Genomic DNA, 24,089 nt, shown 5'->3' on the forward strand with positions numbered 1-24,089 from the left:
AGGGTGCGCCTCGGCGCACCGTCGCGGAAATATTTCTTTCTTATCAATGGTGCGCCAAGGCGCACCCTATAACCCCTATAAAAAACCTCCGCCTATGGCGGAGGTTTTTTTATATGAGCGAATCCTTACGGCAACGTTTGCAGCGCCAAGTCATCGCTTAACCACAAAATATCGTCCAGACGCCGCGCGGTGATGCGGGCGAGGTCGGGGCGGTCAAGATAGCGGGCGGGGTTGACGATCGCCATCGCCAGCGCGTCTTCCACCGCGATGTGCATGTAGCGGATGGCGTTTTTCACGCATTGCAGCAGGGTGACGTGGGCGCCTGCGAGCGAGCCGTGTTCGTTCACCAGGCGGTCTTCCTTGACGAAGACGCGGATGCCGCCCGGCAGGGTAAATTCTGTGATTTCCGGCGCGCCGATGGTGTGCATCGAGTCGGTGACGAGCAGCAGGCGGTCTTTGCCGATGAGCTTGCAGGCGGCGGCGAGGGAATAGGGGTCGCTGTGTACGCCGTCGGCGATGATGCCGCAGTAAAGGCGCAGTTCGGCGGCGCTGCCGATAACGGCGGGATCGCGTCCGGCGAGCGGCGGCATGGCGTTATAGAGGTGGGTAACGCCGCCGAGGCCTTCCGCCCAGGCGCGCTGCATGTCTGCCTTGCCCGCCATGGTGTGCGCGGCATTGACGCGGATGCCCATCTCGCGGATGCGGCGCACCGTGCCCGCCGGGACGCGCTCTGGCGCGAGCGAGATGATGCTGTGCTGCAAGGCGTCCGCGTGCGCGGCAAAGCAGGCGAAGTCGCTTTCGTCCGGCGTGCGCAGGTAGGCGGGGTTGTGCGTACCTTTTTTTTCCGGACTTAAGAATGGTCCTTCGAAATGGCCGCCGAGGATGCCCGGCACGGTGCGCGAGGCTTCGGCAATGGAGGCAATGGCGCGGTGGTAGTTGTCCTGCGCGTCGGTGATGAAGGTCGGCAGCATGGCGACGGTGCCGTATTGGCGGTGCGCGGCGAGGATGTGGGCGAGGCCGTCAGCGTCGAAGCGGTCATTGACGAGGTAGCCGCCGCCGCCGTTCGCCTGGGTTTCGATGAAGCCGGGGGTGAGGATGCCGCCGTCCAAGTGGTGGACGGTCGCGTCTGCCGGGATATCGCCCGCGGCGACGACGGCCAGCGTTTTGCCATTTTCTGCCAGCAGGGCGTGGTCTTCAATCAGGATGCCGTCGTGATAGATGCACGCGCCCGAATATGCGGTTTTCATGTTTTGGTCTCCGTAGGAATGATGCGGCTATTTTACGCCGATGACGCATGGGCGACAGCCCGCCCAGCGCCCACAAAAAACCGCCCTTGCGGGCGGTTTTTTTTTCGCGGTGCCGGATTTATTTGATCAGGCTGGCGAAGTAGGTCAGGGTGCGGATGAGCTGGTTGGTGTAGCTCATTTCGTTGTCGTACCAGGCGACGGTTTTGACCAGTTGTTTGTCGCCGACGGTCATGACGCGGGTTTGGGTGGCGTCAAACAGGGAGCCTTCGCTGAGGCCGATGATGTCGGAGGAGACGAGTTCTTCTTCGGTGTAGCCGAAGGATTCGTTGGCAGCGGCTTTCATCGCGGCGTTGATTTCGTCAGCGCTGACTTTTTTCTCCAGCACGGTGACGAGTTCGGTCAGGGAGCCGGTAACGACCGGTACGCGCTGGGCGGCGCCGTCGAGTTTGCCGTTGAGTTCGGGGATGACAAGGCCGATGGCTTTGGCAGCGCCGGTGCTGTTCGGCACGATGTTGGCAGCGGCGGCACGGGCGCGGCGTTTGTCGCCTTTGCGGTGCGGGGCATCCAGGGTCATTTGGTCGCCGGTGTAGGCGTGGATGGTGGTCATCAGGCCTTCAACGACGCCGAATTTGTCTTGCAGGACTTTGGCCATCGGTGCCAGGCAGTTGGTGGTGCAGGATGCGCCGGAGATGACGGTTTCGCTGCCGTCCAGGGTTTTGTGGTTGACGTTGTAAACGATGGTTTTGATGTCGTTGCCGCCCGGTGCGGAGATGACGACTTTTTTCGCGCCGGCTTTGATGTGTTTTTCGGCTTTGTCCTTGCTGGTGAAGAAGCCGGTGCATTCGAGGACGACGTCAACGCCCAGTTCGCCCCACGGCAGTTCTTCCGGATTGGCGTTGGAGAGTACTTTGATTTTTTTGCCGTTGATCACGAGGTTGTCGCCATCGAGTTCGGCGGTGCCGTGGAAGCGGCCTTGTGCGGTGTCGTATTTGAAGAGGTGCAGCAGCATGTCTGCCGGGGTGAGGTCGTTCACGGCAACGACTTCAACGCCTTTGGCTTTGTCCATTTGGCGCAGGGCAAGACGGCCGATGCGTCCGAATCCGTTGATGGCTACTTTGATACTCATAGGTTCACTCCTAGGTTGTGGGTTGAAAAGCGGGCGCGATTATAGCATGGCGGCTGGGGATGCGTTCATTTCGTTACTATCTCGCCTTTGGGTTATCAGGTGATTTATATACGCTTGAGCGCGTATGTTTCGGGGCACTATTTTACTGGCGGTTTGTCCGGGCTGATGTAGGTTTGCAGGCTGTATTGGCAACTGGCGGTGTGGCAGGAGGCCATGATGATGCTGGCGCGGTATTTGCCGCTGCGCGCTGGGGTGTAGCGCAGGACGGGCGCGGGGGTATCGCCGCTGGTGTCGGCGGCGACGGTTTGCCGCAGGTTGTCGCTGGGGGTGAGGGCAAGGTCGAGGTCGTGGCAGGTGTCGGTGCAGTTGGCAAAGAGGGTGTAGTGCTGGCCCGCGTCCAGTTCGATTTCGATGTCTGCCTGTTCGCCCGGCAGGAGTTCGCTGATGATGGTTTTGTGCGAGAGTTTGCTTTGCGGGTTTTCGGCTTTCATCCGCGCGCGGTTGGCTTTCATCAGGTGGTAGAGCTGCGCGTGGTTGGGATCGTCCGGGATGCGTTCTTCTATGGGTTCTTCTGCGGCGGCGGGTTTCAGGAAGTCGAGGTTGAAGGTTTGGCAGGCGGTGAGCGCGAGGCAGAGGGCGATGAGGGCGGGGGTTTTCATGGCGATGGCGTTCCTTGCAGTAAACGTGGTCTGGGTTCGGGGGGGATGCGGCATCGGTGATTTTTTCACGTTTGCTACCCCCACCCCAACCCTCCCCCGCTGCGGGCTTTGCCCTGCGAGGGAGGGGGTTTTTCAGTGCATAACTTCTTTGCCGTAGCTTTTGATGATGTCGGCGATGTGTTCGACGGTTTCTTTCGGCGGCGGGTGCACGCCTTCGAGTTGGTAGGTGTCGCCGCACAGCGCCCATTTGTGCGCGCCGAGTTCGTGATACGGCAGCAGTTCGACTTTTTCGATGTTGTCCATCGGCGCGATGTACTGGCCGAGGAGGTGGGCGGAGTGGTCGTCATCGCTGTAGCCGGGGACGATGACGTAGCGGATGCGGGTAAGCTGGTTCCGTTTTTGCAGGTGCTCGGCGAACATCAGGGTGCGGTTGTTTGGCACGCCGACGAGTTTTTTATGGATTTCGTTGTCGAGCTGTTTGAGGTCGAGCATGACGAGGTCGGTGTGGTCGAGCAGTTCTTCGAGGGTCTTGTCGTAATGGCGGGCATAGCCATTGGTATCGAGGCAGGTGTGGATGCCGTAGGCTTTGCAGGCGACGAACCAGTCGCGGATGAATTCGGGCTGAAGCAGTGATTCGCCGCCGCTTGCGGTGACGCCGCCGCCGGTCGCCTTGAGGTAGAAGCGGTACTGGATGACTTGCTGCATGAGTTCATCGACGGTGATTTTGCGCGATTTGTCGGTTTCCATGTCCCAGGTGTCGCGGTTGTGGCAGTAAAGGCAGCGCATCAGGCAGCCCTGGGTGAAGACGACAAAGCGCAGTCCCGGCCCGTCAACGGTGCCGCAGGTTTCGATGGAGTGGATGATGCCGTAGCGCATGGGAGGGTTCCGGATGGGTGTTTGGGCGCAATTTTACTGGATTTGGATGCGAAAAAAGTGCCGGTTGCCCGGCACTTTTTCTAGGTCGCAAGCGGGGTCGCTTACATGGTTTGGGTGAAGGTACGGGTGATGACGTCCATCTGCTGCTCTTTGGTGAGCGAGTTGAAGCGCACCGCATAGCCGGAGACGCGGATGGTCAGCTGCGGGTACAGTTCCGGATCGTTCATCGCCTCGATCAGCATTTCGCGGTTCAGGACGTTCACGTTCAGGTGTTGTCCGCCTTCGAATTCGCTGTCGTGGTGGAAGTAGCCGTCCATCAGACCAGCGAGGTTGGCTTGACGGCTGGCGTCGTCTTTGCCGAGCGCGCCCGGGATGATGGAGAAGGTGTAGGAGATGCCATCTTTCGCGTAGGCAAACGGCAGTTTGGCGACAGAGGTCAGGGAGGCTACCGCACCATTGACGTCGCGGCCGTGCATCGGGTTTGCACCCGGTCCGAACGGGGCGCCCGCGCGGCGACCGTCAGGGGTGTTACCGGTTTTCTTGCCGTAAACGACGTTGGAAGTGATGGTGAGTACGGACTGGGTCGGGGTCGCACCGCGGTACATTTTGTGGCTGGCGACTTTTTTCATGAAGCGCTCAACCAGGTCGCAAGCGATGGCGTCCACGCGCTCGTCGTTGTTACCGAATTGCGGGTATTCGCCTTCGATTTCGAAGTCCACGGCGATGCCGTTTTCGTCACGCACCGGACGCACTTTGGCGTATTTGATGGCAGACAGTGAGTCAGCCGCAACAGACAAGCCGGCGATACCGCAAGCCATGGTGCGATAGACGTCGCGGTCATGCAGTGCCATCAGCGCTGCTTCGTAGCTGTATTTGTCGTGCATGTAGTGGATGCAGTTCAGGGCAGTCACGTACTGGGTTGCGAGCCAGTTCATGAAGCTGTCCATGCGCTTCATTACGGCGTCATAGTCAAGCACTTCGTCGGTCATCGGCGCTTCTTTCGGGCCGACTTGTTCTTTGGATTTTTCGTCCACACCGCCGTTGATTGCGTAAAGCAGGGTTTTGGCGAGGTTGGCGCGCGCACCGAAGAACTGCATTTGTTTGCCGACTACCATCGGGCTGACGCAGCAGGCGATGGCGTAGTCGTCGCTGTTGAAGTCCGGACGCATCAGGTCGTCGTTTTCGTACTGCACGGAGGAAGTGTCAATGGAGACTTTGGCGCAGAAGTGTTTGAAGCCGACCGGCAGTTGTTCTGACCAGAGGATGGTCATGTTCGGTTCCGGTGAGGGGCCCATGTTGTACAGGGTGTGGAGGAAGCGGAAGCTGTTTTTGGTTACGAGCGTTCTACCATCCAGTCCCATACCGCCGATGGATTCGGTTGCCCAGATGGGGTCGCCGGAGAAGAGCTGGTCGTATTCCGGGGTACGCAGGAAGCGAACCATGCGCAGTTTCATGACCAGGTGGTCAATCATTTCTTGCGCTTCGCCTTCGGTGATGACGCCGTTTTTCAGGTCGCGCTCGATGTAGATGTCAAGGAAGGTGGAGACACGGCCAAAGCTCATCGCAGCGCCGTTTTGCGATTTGACGGCGGCGAGGTAGGCGAAGTAGGTCCACTGTACGGCTTCTTTGGCGTTGGTGGCCGGGCCGGAGATGTCATAGCCGTAGCGGGCGGCCATGTCTTTCATTTGGCCGAGGGCGCGGTGCTGTTCGCAGATTTCTTCACGCAGACGGATGACGTCTTCCAGGTCTTTGCCTGCTTCCAAGTCGGCTTGCAGGGAGTTGAACTGGCGCACTTTGTCGGCCATGAGGAAGTCGATGCCGTAGAGGGCGACGCGGCGGTAGTCGCCGATGATGCGGCCACGACCGTAAGCATCCGGCAGACCGGTCAATACGCCGGATTTGCGGCAGCGACGGATGTCCGGGGTATAGACGTCAAATACGCCTTGGTTGTGGGTTTTGCGGTATTCGGTGAAGGCTTTGGCGACCTGCTCGTTCAGCGGAGTTTCGTAGATGCGGCAGGAATCCATGACCATCTTGATGCCGCCGTAGGGCATGATGGCGCGTTTCAGCGGCTCATCGGTTTGCAGGCCGACGATGACTTCGAGGTCTTTGTCGATGTAGCCCGGTGCGTGGCTGTTGATGCCGGAGACGATGTCGGCGTCGATTTTCAGCGGGGCTTTGGTGCGGTTTTCTTCTTTGATGCCCACCATGACGCTGTCCCACAGTTTGGTGGTAGCCGGGGTGGCGGGGGCGAGGAAGGCGCCGTCGCCTTCATACGGCGTGTAGTTCTTCTGGATGAAGTCACGCACGTTCACGCTAGTTTCCCAGTCGCCAGAGATGAAATTGGCCCAAGCGGCAGGGCGATTTTCAGTTTTTGTCAGCATAGTTACTGTTACTCCTATATCAAGATAAAAGAAACGTGTACGGAGCAAGCGCGCTTACTGCCGCGCTTGCCTCGTGTTCTGATAATTATTGTAAATTTTTTATAAAAAAATGGCAAACAGCGGTGCTGGTTTGCAGGGATTTTCCGCCGTGTTTGGCGGTTTTTTCGCATTAAGAACAGTGTTATCAATTTTTATCGATAACCTGAGGGAGATTTCGTGAATGGGCGGGCGACGTGTTTGCCGCCCGCCGTTCGCGTTTTAGGATTTGAGGTAGTCAATGATGGCGGTGGTGGACGGATCGTGCGCGCCGGTTTTGCCCGCAAGGCTCGCTTCTGTGCCTTTCGCCAGCACTTTGCCGAGTTCAACGCCCCATTGGTCGTAGGCGTTTACGTCGTAAAGGATGGCTTGCACCGTCACTTTGTGCTCGTAGAGGGCGATGAACGCGCCAAGGCAGGCCGGGGTGAGTTCGTCCAGAATGATGGTGGTGCTGGGACGGTTTCCCGGGCAGGTGCGCTGATAGCGCTCGGCTTCCGGGATGTTTTGCAGGTCGCTGTCGTCGCGGCCGCGCATCAGTGCTTCGGCCTGCGCGGTGCAGTGGCCGTGGATGATGCGTTGTGCGTCTTCGTAGCCTTTAGGCGGCGTTTTCACGGTAACGAAGTCAATCGGGATGTTGCGCTGTCCCTGGTGGACGAGCTGGAAGAAGGCGTGCTGCGCTTCTGTTCCGGTGCCACCCCAGACGATGATGCCGCTTGGTTTGGTCAGCGCTTTGCCTTCGCGGTTGGCGCGTTTGCCGAGGCTTTCCATGTCAAGCTGTTGCAGGTATTGCGGGAAGGGCTCCATCGGGTTGCAGTAGGTGATGACGGCGCGGTTGTTCCAGTTGAAGTAGTGGTTGTACCAGGCTTCCAGCGTCGCCAGCCACACGGGCATGTTGGCCATGAGCGGCGCGGTCTGGAAGTGTTTGTCCATTTCGTGCGCGCCCGCGAGGAGCTGTTCGTAAGCGCCGTAGCCGTTTTGCAGGATGAACGGCAGGCTGATGGCTGACCACAGCGAGAAGCGGCCGCCGACCCAGTCCCAGAACGGCAGCACGCGCTCGGCGGCGATGCCGAAGGCGGCGGCTTTATCGACGTTGGCAGACAGCGCAATCATCTGGCCGTCGGCTTTTTCGCCGCCGGCGGTGCGCAGCCATTCGCGCATGTAGCCCGCATTCGACAGGGTTTCTTCGGTGCCGAAGCTCTTGGAGGCGACGATCAGCAGCGTGGTTGCCGGGTTGAGGCGGCGTTTGAGTTCGCTGATTTTGATGGGGTCGGGCGTGGCGAGGAAGTGGACGCGGATGCGGTCGTCGGCGAGGTGTTTGAAGGCGGTGCAGAGCAGGCGCGGGCCCAGCTCGGAGCCGCCGATGCCGATGTGGATGACGTCGGTAATCGCCTGTCCGTCAAATCCTTTCCATTCGCCGCCGCGCACGCGCTCGCTGATGGCTTTCATGCGCTCGCGTACCGCGCGGATGTGCGGGCTGACGTCTTCGCCATTGACGACGAAGGGCTGGTCGGCGGGGGCGCGCAGGCGGTGGTGCAGCGCCGGGCGGTGTTCGCCGGTATTGACGTTGTCGCCGCGAGTGATGGCGGCGATGCCCTCGGCGACGCCCGCTTCATCTACCCACTGCTGCCACAGCGCTTTGGTCTGCGCGTTGATGTGGTTTTTGGAGAGATCGAGGTAGATGCCGGCGTTTTTCAGTGTCCAGTCGGCGACGCGGCTTGGCTCGGCAGCGAACCATTCGGTCATGCGTTTGCCGAGGACGGTTTCTTTGTGCGACTTCAGTTTGTCGTGGAGATTGCTCATCATGGGATTCCTTAAACGATGTTGTCAGGTTGGCTGCGGCCAACGAAATGCTCAAGATTCATCATGCCTTGCGCCATGCTGGCGAGGGTAGAGGTGGTGCCAGCCAGCGCGGGCGCACTGTTCACGTCCTGCTGCCAGTATTCGACGTACATGCGCATGGTCGCGCCACGGGTGTCGGTGCCGGAGAGGCGGCAGATGACGCGCGCCTGCGGGCCGAACTGCACCTGCAAGCCCTGGTTCGGGCTGTTCTCGCCGTTGGTCGGGTCGGTGTAGTTGAACTGTCCGGCGTCGGTAATCGGCAGGCCGCTCACCGTCTGGCCAATCATCTTGGCAAGCTGCGTTTCAAACGCTTTGAGCATCTCGCCCGCCTTGTCCTTGTCCAGCCCGGTGTAATCGAAGCGGTTGAAGATATGGCGGCCGTAACGCTGCCAGTGCGCCTCGATGATTTCGTCCGGCGTCTTGCCCGTCGCCGCTTGCAGGTTGAGCCAGCACAGTACCGCCCAGATGCCGTCTTTTTCACGGATATGGTTGCCGCTGGTGCCGAAACTTTCCTCGCCGCAGAGGTGAATCATGTCGGCATCGAGCAGGTTGGCAAAGAATTTCCAGCCGGTCGGCGTTTCATAATAATTGAGCCCGCGCGCGGTGCAGACCGCATCAACGGCGCGGCTGGTCGGCATCGTCCGCCCCACGCCCTTGAGCGTCTTCAGGCAGGGAATGAGCGCGTGGTTGTCGGCAATAATCGCCAGACTGTCGCAGGGGTTCACAAAATGCTGCCGCCCGGTGATGAGGTTGCGGTCGCCGTCGCCGTCGCTTGCAGCACCCATGACGACCGCTTCATCGGCCGCCATTGCCGCTTTCAATTCATCAATATGCGCCGGGGACGGATCGGGATGGCCGCCGCCAAAATCGGGGAGCGGCTTGGTGTTGAGCAGGTATTTCTGCGGCAGGCCGAGGCGGTGGGCAAACACCTCCACCGCATACGGGCCGGTCGCGGCGTGCATCGCATCAAACACAAAGGGATGCTTGGCGATATGCGCGCGAATCGCCGGGAAATCAAACAGCGTTTCCATCAAATCCGCATAATCGGCGGTGCTGCTGATGACGCGCACCTCGGTGTCGCCGATGCGGTAACTGCCCGCCTTGTCGAGCGGCGGCAGTTCCACCGCGGCAATCGTGTACTCCGTCAAGGACTTGGACACGGCATAAGCGGCTTCGGTGGCATGCTCCGGCGCGGGTTGCCCGGCGGCGAGGTTAAACTTGATGCCAAAATCGCCGTCCTTGCCGCCCGGGTTGTGGCTGGCGGACAAAATAATGCCGAAATCCGCCTGATAGTGGCGGATGACGTGCGAAGCGGCAGGCGTGGACAAGAGGCCGTTTTCGCCGAGCAACACCAGTTTCGCGCCCTGCGCCACCGCCATTTTCAGCACAATGGCAACCGCTTCATCGCAGTAATAGCGGCCATCGCCACCGAGGACGAGCGTCTTGCCCGCCACTCCGCCGAGCGAGGTGAAAATCGACTGGATAAAACTCTCGGTGTAGTGCGGTTGCTGATAATGTGGCACCGGCTTGCGCAGCCCGGAAGTTCCCGGACGCTGGTCGGTGAATGTGGCGAATTTTATCGTCTTGATTTCCATACAAATACCTCATCAGTGGTTAGTGGGTTTACCGTATTTTAACGCTAACCCTGTGTATTTGGTATCGGTGATTTCACACGTTAATGTGGATTGCTGTGGATGACTGAAAGTACGCCATTAACTGGGAAAACGGCTATCGCACCGGTACGCGCCAGCGCCGCACCGCCTCCTCCAACAGCGCATCTACCGGCATCGTATCGCTAAAGCCGCTATCGTCCTGCTGCAAATGGCGCAAGGCGGCGCGCAGATTGGCGGCGGGCGTCGCGTCGTCAAGCGCGGGGGCGTGATTTTGCTTGCTCAACTTGCTGCCGTCGGCATTTAACACCAGCGGGAGATGCAAATAACGCGGCGGCGGCAAGCCGAGCATATCCTGCAACACCAGATGAATGGCGGTCGCCGCCACCAAATCCTGACCGCGCACCACATCCGTCACCCCTTGCAAACCGTCATCGACGACCACCGCCAGCGCATAGGCAATATCACCATCGCGGCGGCGCAGCACCGGGTCGCCAATCTCGCGCGCAAGCACAAAGCGGCATTCGCCCAACCAGCGGTCGGCAAACGCCACCGTCTCCTCCGGCAGGCGCAGGCGAATCGCCGCATCATCCGGCGCGAGCGAATCCAGCACCCTGCCACGACAACAGCCGGGATAGACCAGCCCCAAAGCGCCCATCTGCGCCTGCGCGTGCCAATACTTGCGGCTGCAATCGCAAGGGTAGAGATGCGGGCGCAACTGCGCGAGCGCCGCCTGATAATCGGCGAGATGCGCCGATTGCACGCGGATTTCGCCGTCATGATGCAGGCCGTGCGCGCGCAGCGATTGCAACTGCGCCGCGATGTAGTCGGTGCGGCTGCGCGTGCGGTCAACATCCTCCACGCGCAACAGCCAGCGCCCGCCATGCGCGCGGGCATCAAGATAACTGCCAAGCGCCGCCACCAGCGAGCCGAGATGCAAGGGGCCGCTGGGCGTCGGCGCAAAGCGGCCAATGTAGGGTTTCATGTTCATCGCGGCTTTGTACCACATTGGCGCCGATTGGCGTAGGGCGGATGCGATTCCCCGTTCTGCCGCCTATTGCCGCGATGCGCCCCTCATGCCGCCCAGAAGTCGCGCGGTGCGTCCAGCACGGGCAAGACGATGCCGCGGCGGATGGCGTAGTCGCCGAAGCCTTCGTTCGCCTCACGTTCGCGCGCCCAGGCGCCGATCCAGTCGTCGAGGATGGCAAGGATTTCCGCCTCGGTGATGTTTTCTTTGTACAAACGCGGGATGCGTGTGCCTTCGCGGTTGCCACCGGCGAAGAGGTTGTAACGGCCGACGGCTTTGCCAACCAGGCCGATTTCGGCGAGCATCGCCCGGCCGCAGCCGTTCGGGCAACCGGTGACGCGCAGGATGATGTGTTCGTCGGGGATGCCGTGTTTTGCAAGGAGCGCGTCCACTTGGTCGATGAAGCCGGGGAGGAAGCGCTCGGCTTCTGCCATTGCCAGCGGGCAGGTGGGCAGCGCCACGCATGCCATGCTGTTTTCCCGCTGTTTGCTGGTTTTTGGGTCAATCAGCCCGTGTTCGCGCGCGATGGTCTCGATGCGTTTTTTGTCGCGCGGCGGCACGCCGGCGACGATGAGGTTCTGGTTGGCGGTCAGGCGGAAGTCGCCTTTGTGGATTTCCGCGATTTTGCGCAGGCCGGTTTTGAGTTGTTTGCCGCCCGGCTGGTCGGTGATGCGGCCGTTTTCGATGAATAAGGTCAGGTGCCAGTTGCCTTCTTCGCCTTTGACCCAGCCGATGCGGTCGCCCCGGGTGGTGAATTTGTAGGGGCGGATGGGCGCGAACTTTATGCCCATGCGTTTTTCGACTTCTGCCTTGAAGTTTTCGACGCCGACGCGCTCTAGGGTGTAGCGGGTGCGCGCGTGTTTGCGGTCGCTTCTGTCGCCCCAGTCGCGCTGGGTGGTGACGACGGCTTCGGCGCAGTGCAGGGTGTGGCTGAGCGGCACGTAGCCGAATTCGTAGGATTTGTTGGGGAAGGTGGTGGTGTTGCCGTGTTCGCTGGAGAGGCCGCCGCCGACCAGCACGTTAAAGCCGACGAGGTGGCCATCTTCTTCGATGGCGACGAAGCCGAGGTCGTTGGAGTGGATATCGACTTCGTTGTCCGGCGGGATGACGACGGCGGTTTTGAATTTGCGCGGCAGGTAGGTTTTGCCGAGGATGGGCTCGACGTCGTCGGCGATTTCTTTGTTGAGCGGTTTCGGCGGCTCGCTGGAAAAGACTTTTTCGCCATCAAGCCAGATGTCGGCATAGGCGCTGGTGCGCGGCAGCAGTTGCATGCTGATTTTTTTCGCCCATTCGTAGGCCTCTTTGTGCAGGCTGCTTTCTACCGGGTTGGTGGTGCAGAGGACGTTGCGGTTCACATCGCTCGCGGTGGCGATTGAGTCCAGTCCCAGCCGGTGCAGCCATTGGTGCATCGGCTTGACGTCGGGTTTCAACACGCCGTGGTACTGGAAGGTCTGGCGGTTGGTGAGGCGGATGGAGCCGTAGAGGGTGTGCTCGCTCGCAAATTGGTCGATGCCCAGCCATTGTTTGGGCTGGATGATGCCGCCGGGCAGGCGGCAGCGCAGCATCATGCTTTTCAGCGGTTCAAGTTTTTGTGCGCCGCGTTCGGCGCGGATATCGCGGTCGTCCTGCTCGTACATGCCGTGGAAACGGATGAGCTGGAAGTTGTCGCCCTTGAAACTGCCGGTGATGCCGTCGGTGAGGTCGTGGCTGATGGTACCGTGCAGGTAGTCGCTTTGGTCTTTGAGGCGTTCGTTGTCGGAAGGTTTGCCGGTCATGATGGTTTTCCTTTGTTTGTAGGGTGGGTCTTGACCCACCATAATGAAATTTATGGGGTTTGCGGTGGGGCAAGCCCCACCCTACGTTATAAAAATCCCCAGGCGCGCTGGTATTCGATGCGGATTTGGTAATCGCGGTCGGTGAAACCGGCGGCGCGCAGTTGTTGCTTAAGCGTGCTGCCTTCGCCGTCGTGGCTGACCGCCTGCCAGCCGCCGCGTTTTTCGGCAATGGCGAAGGCATGGGCGGCAAGCCATTCCCGCAGCGTGCCGTTGCGCGGGTCGTGCGGCGGGTGGGTGCTATTGACGCTGATTTGGATATTGACCAAGTGCATCGCGCTTCCTTGTTATGCGCCCAGGCTGCGCCAGTAGGCGTCAAATACATGGTTGGAGAGCCAGTAGCCCAGCGGCAGGTTGATGGCGACGCCGACCGCGAAGGCGAAGAAGGGCTTGAGGCCAACCGCCGCCAGTTCGCGGAAGCGCGTGGTCAGGCCGATGCTGAGGAAAGTCAGGGTGAAGAACCAGCCGCGCAGCTCCTTCAGCGTTTTCAACGCTTCGGCGCTGTAGGCCTTGCCCGCGTCGGCGTTGAGCACGCTGATGACGGCGGTGGTCAGCAATGAGGCGATGAAAAAGCCGAGGATGAATTTGGGGAAGCGTTGCCAGATTTCGCGGCGGTCGATGCGCTCGCTTTGCGCCGCGCTTTGCCGCTCCCAGACGGTCACGGCGAGGATGGCGACGAGAAACGCCCAGATGCCGACGAACATGTCGCGCCCGACCACCTTCATCAGGGTGAAGGCTTCGGTGGCGGCTTCATGGCCGATGGCTTCGGCAGCGGCAAAACCGGCGGCGTCGGCAAATTCGGACGTGCCAATCCAGGCACCGGCGACACCCGGATGCAGGCCGAGGGCGCGGCTGGCAGCGGGCAGGACGAAAATCATCACCACCGCCCAGACGATAACGAGGGAAATCGCCATGGAAACGTGCGCCTTCTCCGCGCGGCAGGCGCCGCCGATAGCAATCGAGCCGGAAACGCCGCAGATGGAGCCGCCCGCGCCGAGGGTTGCGGCAAAGCGACGGTCAAGACCAAACAGGCGGGTGGCGGCGAAATAAATGCTGGCAAACGTTACCACCGAGACAATCAGCGCCTGGCCGATGGCAGCGGGACCGGCGCGCAGAATGATGGTAAACGGCAGCGTCGCGCCCATCAGCACGATGCCGGTTTTCACATAATATTCCGTGCGCAGCGCCTCGCTGAACCACGCGGGCAACGACAGCGTATTGCCGATGACTAGCCCGACAAACAGCGCCACCAGCGGCGTTTCCAGCTGCGCGCCCTTGACGGCGGCGTTGGCGCTGATGATGAGGACGGCGACGGCAAGCAAATACAGCGCGACAAAACCGCGCAGGAAGCGGCGCGTGTCATAGCCGAGACTGCGCGCGCCGAGGCTGAGCGTGCTGGCGAGCAGCAAAAAGAGGCCGAGCGCGCCGGGCAATTTCGCCGGCAGCTTGGCGGTAAGTTCGGCGGGCGTTTTCCAGCCGGGCGCGGAAAAGGTGAAATAGGGCAGCACGCCGCTCTTGTTCACGAGAAACAGGACGGTAGCGGCGACGACCAGCCCGAGGCCGATGATAATCGCCCAGCTGTCTTCCTTTTTGAACCAGACCGGCGGCGGCGCGCGGCGCGCGGTTTTTGCCGCTTGGTCTTCTGTGTGCAGCCCGTCGAGGGCGAGGGTGTTACTCATGGGAATCTCCTGTGGTAGTTGTTTGCAGGGATTCGCATGATAGGGACGGCGCCAGGGCGTGTGAAATGCGCGTTTTGCCTGGCGTTATTCGTTTTTGCTATGAGGGGCGGGGGGTTTACATACAGGGTAGCGGCTACCCCGTATGTCAATAAAAAACCGGGCGACTGCCCGGTTCGTTCAGTAAACATCCCGCTGATAGCGCCGCGCCTGGCGCAGTTCGTCGAGATAATCGGCGGCGGCGTCCGCGTCCATGCCGCCCTCGCCGGCGATGATGTCAAGCAGCGCGCGCTCAACGTCTTTCGCCATGCGCGCCGCGTCGCCGCAGACGTACACATAGGCGCCGTCCTTGAGCCATTGCCACACACTCGCCGCTTCTTCGCGCAGTTTGTCCTGCACGTACACTTTCTCCGCCTGGTCGCGCGACCACGCCAGGCTGTAGCGGTGCAGGAAGCCGTCTTTCTGCCAGCCCTGCCATTCGGTCTGGTAGAGGAAGTCTTCGGTGAAGTGCGGGTTGCCGAACACCAGCCAGTTTTTCCCCGGCGCCTCACGGGCGACGCGCGCCTGCATGAAGGCGCGGAAGGGGGCGATGCCGGTGCCGTTGCCTATCATGATGATGGCGGCCTGCGGGTCGTCCGGCAGGCGGAAATTCGGGTTGGGCTCGACAAATACGTGCGCCGCGCCGTCTTCGGGCAGGCGCTCGCCGAGGTAGCCCGAGGCCGCGCCGCTGTAGGCTTTGCCGTCGTGTTCGTAGTGCAGCACGCCGACGGTGAGATGCACTTCTTCGCCCACTTCTTCCGGCGCCGACGCTATCGAGTAGAGGCGCGGCGTCAGCGGGCGCAAGAGCGTCAGCAGTTGTTCCGCCGTGATGGCCGCAGGATAGCGGGCGACGATGGCGTCTAGCGGCGTGTTTGCGGCGTATGGCGCGGCGCCGTGCGTGGCGATTTCCGCGTCCAAATCGGCGCTCTTGGCAAGCGCGGCGTATCCCTGCACGAACTGCGGCGTGTTCTGCGAGATTTCGCGCTCGCGGATGAGCTGTTCACGCAGGGTTTTGCCGTCAATGACGGTCACGCCGTCCAGTTTTAGCGCGGCGAGGATGGCATCAACGCGCGCCGGGTCGTTTTCGCACCAGACGCCGAGCGCGTCGCCCGCCTGATAATTGATGCCGGAACCGGCGAGGTCAAGCTCGATATGGCGCACGTCTTTCGTGGAATGCCGTCCGGTGATTTTCTGCCGCGCCAACAGCGGCGCGGTAAACGGGTGGTCGCGGTCGTATGCCGCGGGCGTGGCAGGGGCGGCAGCGGTTGGCGTGCGCGGGGCGGCGGGTTGCAGTGCGGCAAGGCGCGGCACGAGGTCGGCTATCCACGCCGCTGCCGTCGCCTGGTAATCCACATCGCAATCGGCGCGCGGCGCGAGGCGTTCGCCGCCCAGCTCGGCCAGACGCGTGTCAAAATCCTTGCCCGCCTGGCAGAAATCGGGATAGCTGCTGTCGCCCAGCCCGCAGACGGCAAAGCGCAGCGCGGGCAGCGGCGGCGCTTTTTTGCCAAAGAGCAGGCGGTGCAGGCTGAGCGCTTCTTCCGGCGGCTCGCCCTCGCCCTGGGTGGAGGTCACGAGCAGCAGCACTTGTTCGTCGGCGATGGTTTTCGGTTTGTAATCGGCGGCGCTGATGCGTTTGGCGTTAATGCCCTGTTCTGCCAGCGCGGCGTGCAGTTTGTCCGCGACTTCGCGCGCGTGTCCGGTCTGCGAGGCGGAAAGGACAGTTACGGCAAGCGGCGGCGGCGCGGGTTCTGCGCTGGCTGCGCTGGTGACATCGGTGGCAGCAACGGTAGGCAGCGCACCGCCGTCCGCCCGCGCCCAGCAATAGCCGGAGAGCCAGGCGAGTTGCAGCGGCGAGAGGCTATCGAGCGCGGCGGTGAGGTCGGCCGGAATGGGGGTCATGATGAGGGTTCCTTTTTTTGTGTTGGTCAGGGGAAATGTGGGGCTGATTTATAAAACGCCCTCCCCCTGTGGGGAGGGTTGGGTTAGCGTTTGAATCCCCCTCCCCTGCGAAGCGGGGGAGGGGGTTTTGAGAAATCCCCCACGGGGGAGGGCGATGCGGCTGTATTTATGCCGCCTGTTCTTCGCGTGCGTCGAACCATGCCAGTTGCGCGTGCAGCGCCACCGTTTCGCCGATGACCAGCAGCGCCGGTGTCGGCGCTTCATGAGCCAGTTCGGCAAGGCGCGCCAGCGTGCCAACGCGCACCTGCTGTTCGGCGCATGTGCCGCGGCTGATGACCGCCACCGGCGTGTTGGCGGCGCGGCCGTGCGCCAGCAGTTGCCGTTGCAGGGTCGCGGCGGTGAGCGTACCCATGTAAACCACGAGCGTGTGCCGCCGTTGCGCCAGCGTCGGCCAGTGCAGGTCGCGGTCGCCTTTGCCGTGGCCGGTGATGAAGGTCACGGCTTGGGCGTGGTCGCGGTGGGTGAGCGGGATGCCAGCGTAGGCGGTCGCGCCGAGGGCGGCGGTGATGCCGGGGATGACGCGGCAGGGAATGCCCGCCGCCTGCAAGGCCTGCGCCTCCTCGCCGCCACGGCCAAAGACGAAGGGGTCGCCGCCTTTCAGGCGCACTACCCGCAGTCCGGCGCGCGCGTGGCGGATGAGCAGGTCATGAATTTCGCCTTGCGCGACCTGCGCCGCGCCAGCGCGTTTGCCGACGCTGATTTGTGTCGCGTCCTTGCGGATGAGGGCGCGGATGTCGTCAGAAACCAGCGCGTCGTAGAAAACCACATCCGCCGCTTGCAAGGCTTGCAGGGCGTGAAGGGTGAGCAGTCCGGCATCGCCCGGCCCGGCGCCGACCAGCGTGACTTCGCCGCGCAGCGCCGGTTGTGCCGCCAGCTGGCGCGCGATTTCCGCCTCCGCTTCCGCCAGGCGGTTCTGCGCGACCAGGGTGTCGAAGCGGCTGGCAAAGAGGCGTTCCCAGAAACGGCGGCGCGCTTCCGTCCCCTGCACCGCCGCCTTGACCCGCGCCCGCCAGCGTCCGGCAAGTGTCGCCAACGTGCCGCTGTGACGCGGCAGCAGCAGCTCGATTTGCTGGCGCCAATGGCGGGCAAGCACCGGTGCCGTTCCCGCGCTGGAAATGGCAACCTGCAACGGCGCGCGGTCTATCACCGCTGGCACGATATACGAGCAGCAATGCGGTGTATCGACCACATTGCACAATTTGCCCGCCGCTTCCGCCGCCGCGAAAACGCGCGCGTTCAACTCGCTATCGCTGGTGGCGGCGACGACGAGAAAGACGCCGTCGGTCTGCGCCGGTGCAAATGCCGCGCCGAGGTATGTGATGCGTCCGGCGGCGAGCCAGTCCTGAAAGACGGGCGAGAGTTCACGCGCGACCACGCGCAGCCGCGCCCCGGCGCGCAAGAGGTCTTCGGCCTTGCGCGCGGCGATGTGTCCGGCACCCACCAACAGCACCGGGCGGTTGTTCAGGTCGGCAAACAGCGGAAAATGACGGCTCATGATGCAATCTCCTGATAATAAAGCGCCGCATGATAGGGAGGCCGCCTGCGCCTGTGAAATGCGCGTTCGCTCTGGCGTTATGCGTTTTTGGCATAAAAAAGCCCGCACGGTGGCGGGCAAGGTGTGTGTTACTGCTGTGCGGGTATCAGGGTTTGAGGCAACCGCTGAGGCTATCGGCGAGCTGGTGCAGCAACTGGCCGTACATCGTCTTGCCGGGGGCGAGGTCAGCGCCAACCGGATCGAGTACCGCGGTTTTCACTTTGCCGTCCGCCGCCAGTTTGGTGACGATTTTCGCCGGGAATTGCGGCTCGCTAAAGAGGCAGACGACTTTGTTGTCGGCAATCATCTGGTGCAGTTCGCCGATGCGTTTCGCGCCCGGTTCGTGTTCGGGATCGACGCGCACGGTGCCGACGGCATTGAGGTCGTAGTCTTTTTCAAAGTATTGGTAGGCATCGTGGAAGACCATGAACGGCCGTTTTTGCACCGCTTGCAGTTGCGCGGCAAGGTCGCTTTTCAGCGCGTCCAAAGCGGCGGCGGCCTGGGCGGCGTTGTCTTTGTATTTGGCGGCGTTGGCGCTATCGACTGCGGCCAATTCTTCCGCGACTTGATTGAGCAGCAGCTTGCTGCGCGCCACGCTCAACCACAGGTGCGCGTCGTAAGTGCCGTGGTGGTGACCGTGATGGTCATGGCCGTGTTCATGATCGTGATCGTGATGGGCATCGCCGTGGTCGTGGTCATGGTGTTCATGATCGTGGTCATCATCATCGTCGTCGCCTTCTTCCCACATGCCGCCGTGGCGGGTCGGCAGCGGGTAGAGGTTGGGCAGCCCTGCCCATTCAACGGCGTGTTCTTTTTTGCTTTTTTCCAAAAGCGGCGGCATGAAGGTTTCGAGTTCGTGGCTGACGTACACGACGACATCCGCTTCGGCGACGCTTTTCGCATCCGCCGGTTTCATTTGGTAGCCATGCGGCGAGCCCTGTTTGATGAGCAGTTCGGGTTCGCCGACGCCATCCATCACTTGCGCCACCAGCGAATGCAGCGGCTTGATGGTGGCGACGACTTTCGGCGCGGCGAAGGCTTGGCAGGAAACGCCCACGAGTGCGGCCAGCAGGATTTTTTTCATGTTCGGTTCTCCGGTTTTGCGTGAGTTTTAGCGGAAGGCCTGCCCGGTTTTCCGTCGCAGGTCTGGTTTGCGACGCAACAGGATACGCCTCTTGCAATGGGGTAACGGTTTTTTTGTATCTAGCGCTGTTATGAAAAGAAAAATCCCCGCACACAGCGGGGATTTTTTTAGGCGGTTTTTGCCTCTGGCGGGGTTTCACTCAGTTTGCCACTGACGAGGTAGAGGCAGCGGTCCATTTGCCGCGCGAGGTTCATGTCGTGGGTGACGATGATCATCGCGCCGTGCTGTTCGCCGATGAGGTTTTTCATCAGGGCAAAGGCGTGCGCGGCGTTTTCCTGGTCGAGGTTGCCGGTGGGTTCGTCGGCAAGCAGGCAATCAGGGCGGTTTACCAGCGCGCGCGCGATTGCCGCCCGCTGCCGTTCGCCGCCGGAGAGTTCCGCCGGGCGGTGGTTCAGCCGTTCTTTCAGGCCGACGGCGGCCAGCAGTTCGCTCGCGCGTGCCAGCGCTTTTTGCGGGCGGTCGCCGCGGATTAAGAGCGGCATGGCGACGTTTTCCACCGCGCTGAATTCGGGCAGCAGGTGGTGAAATTGGTAGACAAATCCCATGTGCTGGTTGCGCAGGCGGGTGCGGCGGGTGTCGCTGGCCTGGCTGAGATTGGTGCCGCAGAGGGTGATTTCGCCTTGTTGCGGTGTGTCCAGCCCGGCGAGGATGTGCAGCAGGGTGCTTTTGCCGGTGCCGGAGGCGCCGACAACGGCGACGGTTTCGCCGCGCGCCAGGGCAAGGTCGGTGCCGCTCAGGATGGTGAGGCTTTCGCCTTTGCTTTGGTAGGCGAAGTGCAGGTTGGTCGCGGTCAGGACGTGATCGGTCATGGTTTACTCGTGGGAGAGGGCGCGGGCGGGTTCGGTGCGGGCGGCCATCAGCGCCGGAATGACGGAGAACAGCAGGGTCAGGATGAGGGTGACGATGCTGATGCCGCTGATGACGGCAGGGTCGATTTTCGCCGGCAGTTCGTTGATGAAGTACATTTGCGCGGGCAGGGCGTAGCCGGTGTGGCGCTCCAGGAATGCCATGATGGCCGGGACGTTCACCGCGATGAGGATGCCGAGACCGACGCCCAGTACGGTACCGAAGGCGCCGAAGGTCAGCCCTTGTGTCAGGAAGATTTGCCCGATTTGGCGGCGGGTCATGCCCATGGTGCGCAGGATGGCGATGTCGCGCCGTTTTTCGGTGACGACCATGTACATCGAGGAGAGCAGGCCAAAGGCTGCGACCATGACGATGAGGCAGAGGATGATGAACATCGCGTTCTTCTCGGTCTGCACCGCGCTGAAGTAGGAGGCGTTGTCCACGCTCCAGTCGCTCGCATACACGCCGTAGGGCAGTTGCGGCGTCAGGCGTTCGCGCACCAGCGGCGCCTGCATCGGGTCGTGCAGCATGATGTGGTAGCCGGTAACGCCTTCGGGCAGTTGTAGCAGTTTGGCGGCATCCTGGTAATTGACCAGCGCCACGCCGTTGTCGAAGGAGTAGTGTCCGCTGCTAAAGGTGCCGACGAGGGTGAAGCGTTTGATGCGCGGCAAGAGGCCGGCGGCGCTCGCCGTCACTTGCGGCACGATGATGGTGACTTTGTCGCCGACTTTGGCGTTGATTTTTTCGGCCAGCACCTGGCCGAGGATGAGGTTGAAATGCCCCGCTTCCAGTTGGCCGCTGATTTCCGGGTCGATTTTGGCAAAAGTCTGCGACACTTTGCCTTCTTCTGCCGGATCAACGCCTTGCAGGACGACGCCCTGGAAGTGTTCGCTGTCGCCAATCAGCCCCTGCCCCTGCACGTAAGGCGCGTAGGCGATGAGTTCGGGGATGTTGGCGAGATACGGCGCGGGGTCAAATTCGGGCGGGATGACACCGGTGCCGTCGCTGCTGCGCAGCATGGCGTGCGAGGTCATGGAGAGCATTTTGTCGCGCACTTGTGTCACCACGCCGTTCATCACGGAGAGGACGACGATGAGCGCGGCGATGCCGATGGTGATGCCGATGATGGCGAGAATGGCGTTCAACCCGATGAAGCGGGCGCCGCTGCGCGCGTAGCTGTAGCGCAGGCCGATTTTGGAAGGCAGGATTTGCATGGCTTAACCCGCGAGCAGCGCGTCGAGTTTGCCCGCTGCTTCCAGCGCGTGCAGGTCATCGCAGCCGCCGACGTGCGTGTCGCCAATAAAAATCTGCGGCACGGTTTTGCGACCATTGGCGCGGGCGATCATCTCCTCGCGCCGCTCGGGTTCGCGGCTGATGTCGATGCCTTCGTAGGCGACGCCCTTGGCGGTAAGCAACTGGTGCGCGCGCTGGCAGTAGGGGCAGGTCGGCTTGTAATACATGGTGACGGCTTGCATGGCGCACTCCTTATTTGCTGACGACGGGCAGGTTTTCGGCGAGCCAGCCGTTGATGCCGCCGTCCAAAATATAAATGGCTTCAAAACCGCCATCGCGCAGGGTTTTCGCCGCCGCTGCGGTGTTCAGGCCGTTGTGGTCATAAATCACCAGCGGACGGTTCTTGGCGGCGCGGATTTTGCTGACGTGGTCGTGCAGTTCGGCAAGCGGCATATTCTTCGCGCCCGCGATGTGTCCCTGGCGGAAATCTTGGGCGCTGCGCAGGTCGATAAAGGCGCCGTTGTCGTTGGCCAGCACGGCGGCGCGGGCGTTGCTCACTTTTTCGCCGGCGGCGTTGCGCCCTTGCAGCTCGAAATAGATGATGCCGCCGATGGCCGCAAACAGCATGAGAAAGAGAAAAATGTTGTCGAGGAAAAATTGTCCGAAGCTCATCTGAGGGTTCCGTAGGCTGTGGAAAAGGCGGCGATTATACTGGCGTTTGCGCCGCTTGTGGTGTTTGTCTTGGCTAACGGGCGGTAATGGTTTTAGCGCCTTAATATTCCCCCTCCCCCGCAGGGCGAAGCGCGCAGCGGGCGGGTACCCATGCAAAATGCGTCCGCATTTTGCATGGGGCCCGGGGAGGGGGTGGGCGATGTTGTTGTTGAATCGAAATTCCGGTTTTTCAATTGATTGCTGCCCTCACCCCAACCCCTCTCTCGCTACGCGAGCAATGCTTGTCCCAGAGGGAGAGGGGCTTATCCACGGAAATGCAAACAGCCCCTAGCGGGCTTTTCGGGCAAACGGATACAAGGTGAGCGCGAGCAGGAGCGCCGTGGCATCCACCGGCAACAACAACCGTGGCACAAACGGCAGCCATCCCACCACGGCCAGTCCGGTCGTCGCCGGTATGGCGCAGAGCAGCGCGATAGAGACGCAAAGCAGCGCGGCCGTCGCCCCCGCCCCGCGTCGCAGCGCGTACGCATTGGCGGCGAGAAACGGCAGATAGTAGCTGGCGTGTGCCAGTGTTTCTGCAGCAAGCGGCAGCAGCGGCTGAAAGCGTGCGGTGAGCAGCATTGTCGCCATGCCGCAGATAGCGCCGCAGCTGGTGCCGACGGTCAGCGCCGCCAGCAGCCGCACGTCGCACCGCTCGCCGCGTGCGCGTTTGTCGAGCCAGAGCAGGTTGCCCGTGTAAAACAGCACCGCTCCCGCAAGCGCCAGCACGAAATATAGCCAGCGCAGCGGGTAGCCGCCGTAGTTGCCGAAGTGCAACGCGGCGAAGGCGTCGCTGGCGCCGTGATAAAAACTGCCGCCGCTGTTGCGGTAGCGCAGCGCGCCGCCGTAGGGGTTGAGCGCCACATACAGTCTGCGCCCGCCGGTGGCTGTCCCGCCGAGAACCACGACTAGCGCTTCCGCACGGTCATCGAGCGCATCGAAAACCATGCGCTCCGCCTGCAAGGCGGGGGCGAACGCCTGCGCACGGGCAAGCAGCGTGGCGGGAGGCAGCAGTTCGCCCTGCCCTGCGGCTTCTGCGACGTCCGTTTCCGCGGCGGGCGACAGCGCCCGCATCGCCTGCTCCAGCGGCGCATAGAAAACGAACACGGCGGTCGTGATGGCGATCACCAGATGAAACGGCAACGCGGTGAGGCCGAGCAGGTTGTGCAAATCCAGACAGGCGCGACGGCGGCCGCCTTCGGGGCGCAAGGCGAAAAGCTGCCGCTTGAAGCGCGGCAACAGCAGCACCGTGCCGGAAATGAGCGCCAGCGCATACAAGACGGCGACCACACCCATCGTGTAACCGCCCACCGCGCCGGGAATGCCCGCCGTGCGGTGCAAATCGTCCAGCACCTCGCCCAAGGCCGGAAGGGGCGCGCTAAAACGGCGCCATTGTCCGTTGGCATCCCGCGTCGCCCAGAACTGTTCCCCGTCCCGCTCCCAGGAGAGCGGCGCGGGGGCATCCGCCGTCGTGCGCAGATGCAGGGTGAATGTCGTCGTGATTTCAGGATGCGCCGCCATGTAATCCAGCAACTGCGCCTGCTGTCGCGCATCGGGCGCGGGCATGACCGACGGCGGCGGTGGCGCTGCCCAGCGGTTCAAGTCGTCGAGAAACAGCGTCAGCGCGCCCGCGAGAAAACAGACGATGAGAAAGAGCGCGCTCACCACGCCGCACCAGGTGTGCAGCGGCAAATGCGTTTTCAGCAGATGGCTCGCGACTTTCATGCCGTCAAGCCGAAAAACAGCGCCGCCAGCAGATTGGCGCAAAACAGCAGCCGCCAGGCGCTACGCGCATTGCGCAGGAAATACACGCCGCCGCAGAGCGCCAGCCAGGAAATGCCGACCATCCACACAAAAAACGCGCCCGCCTCCCCGCGCATGGCGGGCGGCAGGGCGCGCAAAAACGGCAGCCAGCAAAAAAGCGCCAACGGCAATCCCAGACAAAGCGCGGCCAGCGCCCTGCCCCAGCCGTCCGGACGCGCGGCGCCGCCCAACAGCCATTCACGCCAGGCAAAACGCCGCATCAATGCGAGCAGCGGCAAGACACCCAGACCAACCAGCACGGCGGCGATGGCGACCAACACGCCGTAACCGCCAAAACGCGACACCCACAGCAGCAGCGCTGCCAACGCCGCCCGCCACGCCATATCGCCCGCGTAGCGCCACGGTAACGGCGCGGGCAAAAGGCGCTGTTGCGGTGCGGCGAGGTAGCCGTAAAACGCGGCGAGGAAGCTGAAAAACAGCGCGAGGGCGGTGATGGCGGCAAGCATGGCAATGTTCGTTGAGATGATTACGGGGTTGTGCTTTTCCG

At 62.0% G+C, this 24,089-nt stretch carries 20 protein-coding genes; all 20 read right to left on the bottom strand.

From position 1 onward, the window contains the following. Positions 1-125 precede the first annotated feature (125 nt). Positions 126-1,247: an N-acetylglucosamine-6-phosphate deacetylase gene (nagA, locus tag EL199_RS01150; RefSeq protein ID WP_004141133.1), complete on the bottom strand. Its 1,122-nt coding sequence runs from the start codon at positions 1,245-1,247 to the stop codon at positions 126-128. Between the two features lie 118 nt (positions 1,248-1,365). Beyond that, on the bottom strand, positions 1,366-2,373 hold the full coding sequence (gene gap / locus EL199_RS01155; protein ID WP_004141130.1) for a type I glyceraldehyde-3-phosphate dehydrogenase: 1,008 nt from the start codon (positions 2,371-2,373) through the stop codon (positions 1,366-1,368). Positions 2,374-2,510: 137 nt separating this feature from the next. Further along, positions 2,511-3,032 (bottom strand): hypothetical protein, encoded by a 522-nt coding sequence (locus EL199_RS01160; RefSeq protein WP_040355154.1) that lies wholly within the window; start codon positions 3,030-3,032, stop codon positions 2,511-2,513. A 132-nt stretch (positions 3,033-3,164) separates the two neighbouring features. Then, positions 3,165-3,908 (bottom strand): pyruvate formate lyase 1-activating protein, encoded by a 744-nt coding sequence (gene pflA, locus EL199_RS01165; RefSeq protein WP_004141128.1) that lies wholly within the window; start codon positions 3,906-3,908, stop codon positions 3,165-3,167. 101 nt (positions 3,909-4,009) lie between these two features. Beyond that, entirely contained in the window at positions 4,010-6,292 is a 2,283-nt protein-coding gene (pflB, locus tag EL199_RS01170) for a formate C-acetyltransferase (protein ID WP_004141125.1), read from the bottom strand. Positions 6,293-6,550: 258 nt separating this feature from the next. After that, on the bottom strand, positions 6,551-8,131 hold the full coding sequence (gene pgi / locus EL199_RS01175; RefSeq protein ID WP_004141123.1) for a glucose-6-phosphate isomerase: 1,581 nt from the start codon (positions 8,129-8,131) through the stop codon (positions 6,551-6,553). 8 nt (positions 8,132-8,139) lie between these two features. After that, a complete protein-coding gene (locus EL199_RS01180; RefSeq protein ID WP_004141122.1) occupies positions 8,140-9,762 on the bottom strand; it encodes an alpha-D-glucose phosphate-specific phosphoglucomutase in 1,623 nt (540 codons plus the stop codon). 133 nt (positions 9,763-9,895) lie between these two features. Then, complete coding sequence (gene gluQRS / locus EL199_RS01185; protein WP_169306928.1) at positions 9,896-10,762, bottom strand: tRNA glutamyl-Q(34) synthetase GluQRS; 867 nt, start codon at positions 10,760-10,762, stop codon at positions 9,896-9,898. An 89-nt stretch (positions 10,763-10,851) separates the two neighbouring features. Then, entirely contained in the window at positions 10,852-12,621 is a 1,770-nt protein-coding gene (cysI, locus tag EL199_RS01190; protein ID WP_004141120.1) for an assimilatory sulfite reductase (NADPH) hemoprotein subunit, read from the bottom strand. A gap of 44 nt (positions 12,622-12,665) precedes the next feature. Continuing rightward, positions 12,666-12,911 (bottom strand): hypothetical protein, encoded by a 246-nt coding sequence (locus EL199_RS01195; RefSeq protein WP_004141119.1) that lies wholly within the window; start codon positions 12,909-12,911, stop codon positions 12,666-12,668. Positions 12,912-12,923: 12 nt separating this feature from the next. Further along, complete coding sequence (locus EL199_RS01200; protein ID WP_004141118.1) at positions 12,924-14,315, bottom strand: YeiH family protein; 1,392 nt, start codon at positions 14,313-14,315, stop codon at positions 12,924-12,926. Between the two features lie 177 nt (positions 14,316-14,492). Further along, positions 14,493-16,250: an assimilatory sulfite reductase (NADPH) flavoprotein subunit gene (locus EL199_RS01205; RefSeq protein WP_004141116.1), complete on the bottom strand. Its 1,758-nt coding sequence runs from the start codon at positions 16,248-16,250 to the stop codon at positions 14,493-14,495. A gap of 166 nt (positions 16,251-16,416) precedes the next feature. Then, positions 16,417-17,805, bottom strand: coding sequence for a siroheme synthase CysG (gene cysG, locus EL199_RS01210; RefSeq protein ID WP_004141114.1), 1,389 nt, complete (start codon positions 17,803-17,805; stop codon positions 16,417-16,419). A 145-nt stretch (positions 17,806-17,950) separates the two neighbouring features. Continuing rightward, positions 17,951-18,928, bottom strand: a complete 978-nt coding sequence (locus tag EL199_RS01215) for a zinc ABC transporter substrate-binding protein (protein ID WP_004141113.1) — start codon at positions 18,926-18,928, stop codon at positions 17,951-17,953. A 167-nt stretch (positions 18,929-19,095) separates the two neighbouring features. After that, on the bottom strand, positions 19,096-19,797 hold the full coding sequence (locus EL199_RS01220) for an ABC transporter ATP-binding protein (RefSeq protein WP_004141112.1): 702 nt from the start codon (positions 19,795-19,797) through the stop codon (positions 19,096-19,098). 3 nt (positions 19,798-19,800) lie between these two features. Then, a complete protein-coding gene (locus EL199_RS01225) occupies positions 19,801-21,048 on the bottom strand; it encodes a lipoprotein-releasing ABC transporter permease subunit (protein ID WP_004141111.1) in 1,248 nt (415 codons plus the stop codon). A 3-nt stretch (positions 21,049-21,051) separates the two neighbouring features. After that, on the bottom strand, positions 21,052-21,309 hold the full coding sequence (grxC, locus tag EL199_RS01230) for a glutaredoxin 3 (protein ID WP_004141110.1): 258 nt from the start codon (positions 21,307-21,309) through the stop codon (positions 21,052-21,054). Positions 21,310-21,319: 10 nt separating this feature from the next. Further along, positions 21,320-21,739 (bottom strand): rhodanese-like domain-containing protein, encoded by a 420-nt coding sequence (locus tag EL199_RS01235; protein WP_004141109.1) that lies wholly within the window; start codon positions 21,737-21,739, stop codon positions 21,320-21,322. Between the two features lie 327 nt (positions 21,740-22,066). Next, on the bottom strand, positions 22,067-23,503 hold the full coding sequence (locus EL199_RS01240; protein ID WP_004141108.1) for a PepSY-associated TM helix domain-containing protein: 1,437 nt from the start codon (positions 23,501-23,503) through the stop codon (positions 22,067-22,069). Continuing rightward, entirely contained in the window at positions 23,500-24,048 is a 549-nt protein-coding gene (locus tag EL199_RS01245) for a hypothetical protein (protein ID WP_004141105.1), read from the bottom strand. Before EL199_RS01245 ends, EL199_RS01240 begins: the two co-directional genes overlap by 4 nt. Positions 24,049-24,089: the final 41 nt, after the last annotated feature.

The organism is Cardiobacterium hominis, from assembly GCF_900637305.1.
Taxonomy (GTDB): domain Bacteria; phylum Pseudomonadota; class Gammaproteobacteria; order Cardiobacteriales; family Cardiobacteriaceae; genus Cardiobacterium; species Cardiobacterium hominis.

What these genes read in the sequence shown, in the direction of transcription:
- EL199_RS01200 (WP_004141118.1), bottom strand. Translation starts at nt 14,315, where the DNA reads ATGAGTAACACCCTCGCCCTCGACGGGCTGCACACAGAAGACCAAGCG.
- EL199_RS01195 (WP_004141119.1), bottom strand. Translation starts at nt 12,911, where the DNA reads ATGCACTTGGTCAATATCCAAATCAGCGTCAATAGCACCCACCCGCCG.
- EL199_RS01220 (WP_004141112.1), bottom strand. Translation starts at nt 19,797, where the DNA reads ATGACCGATCACGTCCTGACCGCGACCAACCTGCACTTCGCCTACCAA.
- EL199_RS01235 (WP_004141109.1), bottom strand. Translation starts at nt 21,739, where the DNA reads ATGAGCTTCGGACAATTTTTCCTCGACAACATTTTTCTCTTTCTCATG.
- EL199_RS01215 (WP_004141113.1), bottom strand. Translation starts at nt 18,928, where the DNA reads ATGAAAAAAATCCTGCTGGCCGCACTCGTGGGCGTTTCCTGCCAAGCC.
- EL199_RS01180 (WP_004141122.1), bottom strand. Translation starts at nt 9,762, where the DNA reads ATGGAAATCAAGACGATAAAATTCGCCACATTCACCGACCAGCGTCCG.
- EL199_RS01245 (WP_004141105.1), bottom strand. Translation starts at nt 24,048, where the DNA reads ATGCTTGCCGCCATCACCGCCCTCGCGCTGTTTTTCAGCTTCCTCGCC.
- EL199_RS01225 (WP_004141111.1), bottom strand. Translation starts at nt 21,048, where the DNA reads ATGCAAATCCTGCCTTCCAAAATCGGCCTGCGCTACAGCTACGCGCGC.
- grxC (WP_004141110.1), bottom strand. Translation starts at nt 21,309, where the DNA reads ATGCAAGCCGTCACCATGTATTACAAGCCGACCTGCCCCTACTGCCAG.
- pflA (WP_004141128.1), bottom strand. Translation starts at nt 3,908, where the DNA reads ATGCGCTACGGCATCATCCACTCCATCGAAACCTGCGGCACCGTTGAC.
- pflB (WP_004141125.1), bottom strand. Translation starts at nt 6,292, where the DNA reads ATGCTGACAAAAACTGAAAATCGCCCTGCCGCTTGGGCCAATTTCATC.
- EL199_RS01160 (WP_040355154.1), bottom strand. Translation starts at nt 3,032, where the DNA reads ATGAAAACCCCCGCCCTCATCGCCCTCTGCCTCGCGCTCACCGCCTGC.
- cysG (WP_004141114.1), bottom strand. Translation starts at nt 17,805, where the DNA reads ATGAGCCGTCATTTTCCGCTGTTTGCCGACCTGAACAACCGCCCGGTG.
- gap (WP_004141130.1), bottom strand. Translation starts at nt 2,373, where the DNA reads ATGAGTATCAAAGTAGCCATCAACGGATTCGGACGCATCGGCCGTCTT.
- cysI (WP_004141120.1), bottom strand. Translation starts at nt 12,621, where the DNA reads ATGGTGGGTCAAGACCCACCCTACAAACAAAGGAAAACCATCATGACC.
- nagA (WP_004141133.1), bottom strand. Translation starts at nt 1,247, where the DNA reads ATGAAAACCGCATATTCGGGCGCGTGCATCTATCACGACGGCATCCTG.
- EL199_RS01205 (WP_004141116.1), bottom strand. Translation starts at nt 16,250, where the DNA reads ATGACCCCCATTCCGGCCGACCTCACCGCCGCGCTCGATAGCCTCTCG.
- gluQRS (WP_169306928.1), bottom strand. Translation starts at nt 10,762, where the DNA reads ATGAAACCCTACATTGGCCGCTTTGCGCCGACGCCCAGCGGCCCCTTG.
- pgi (WP_004141123.1), bottom strand. Translation starts at nt 8,131, where the DNA reads ATGATGAGCAATCTCCACGACAAACTGAAGTCGCACAAAGAAACCGTC.
- EL199_RS01240 (WP_004141108.1), bottom strand. Translation starts at nt 23,503, where the DNA reads ATGAAAGTCGCGAGCCATCTGCTGAAAACGCATTTGCCGCTGCACACC.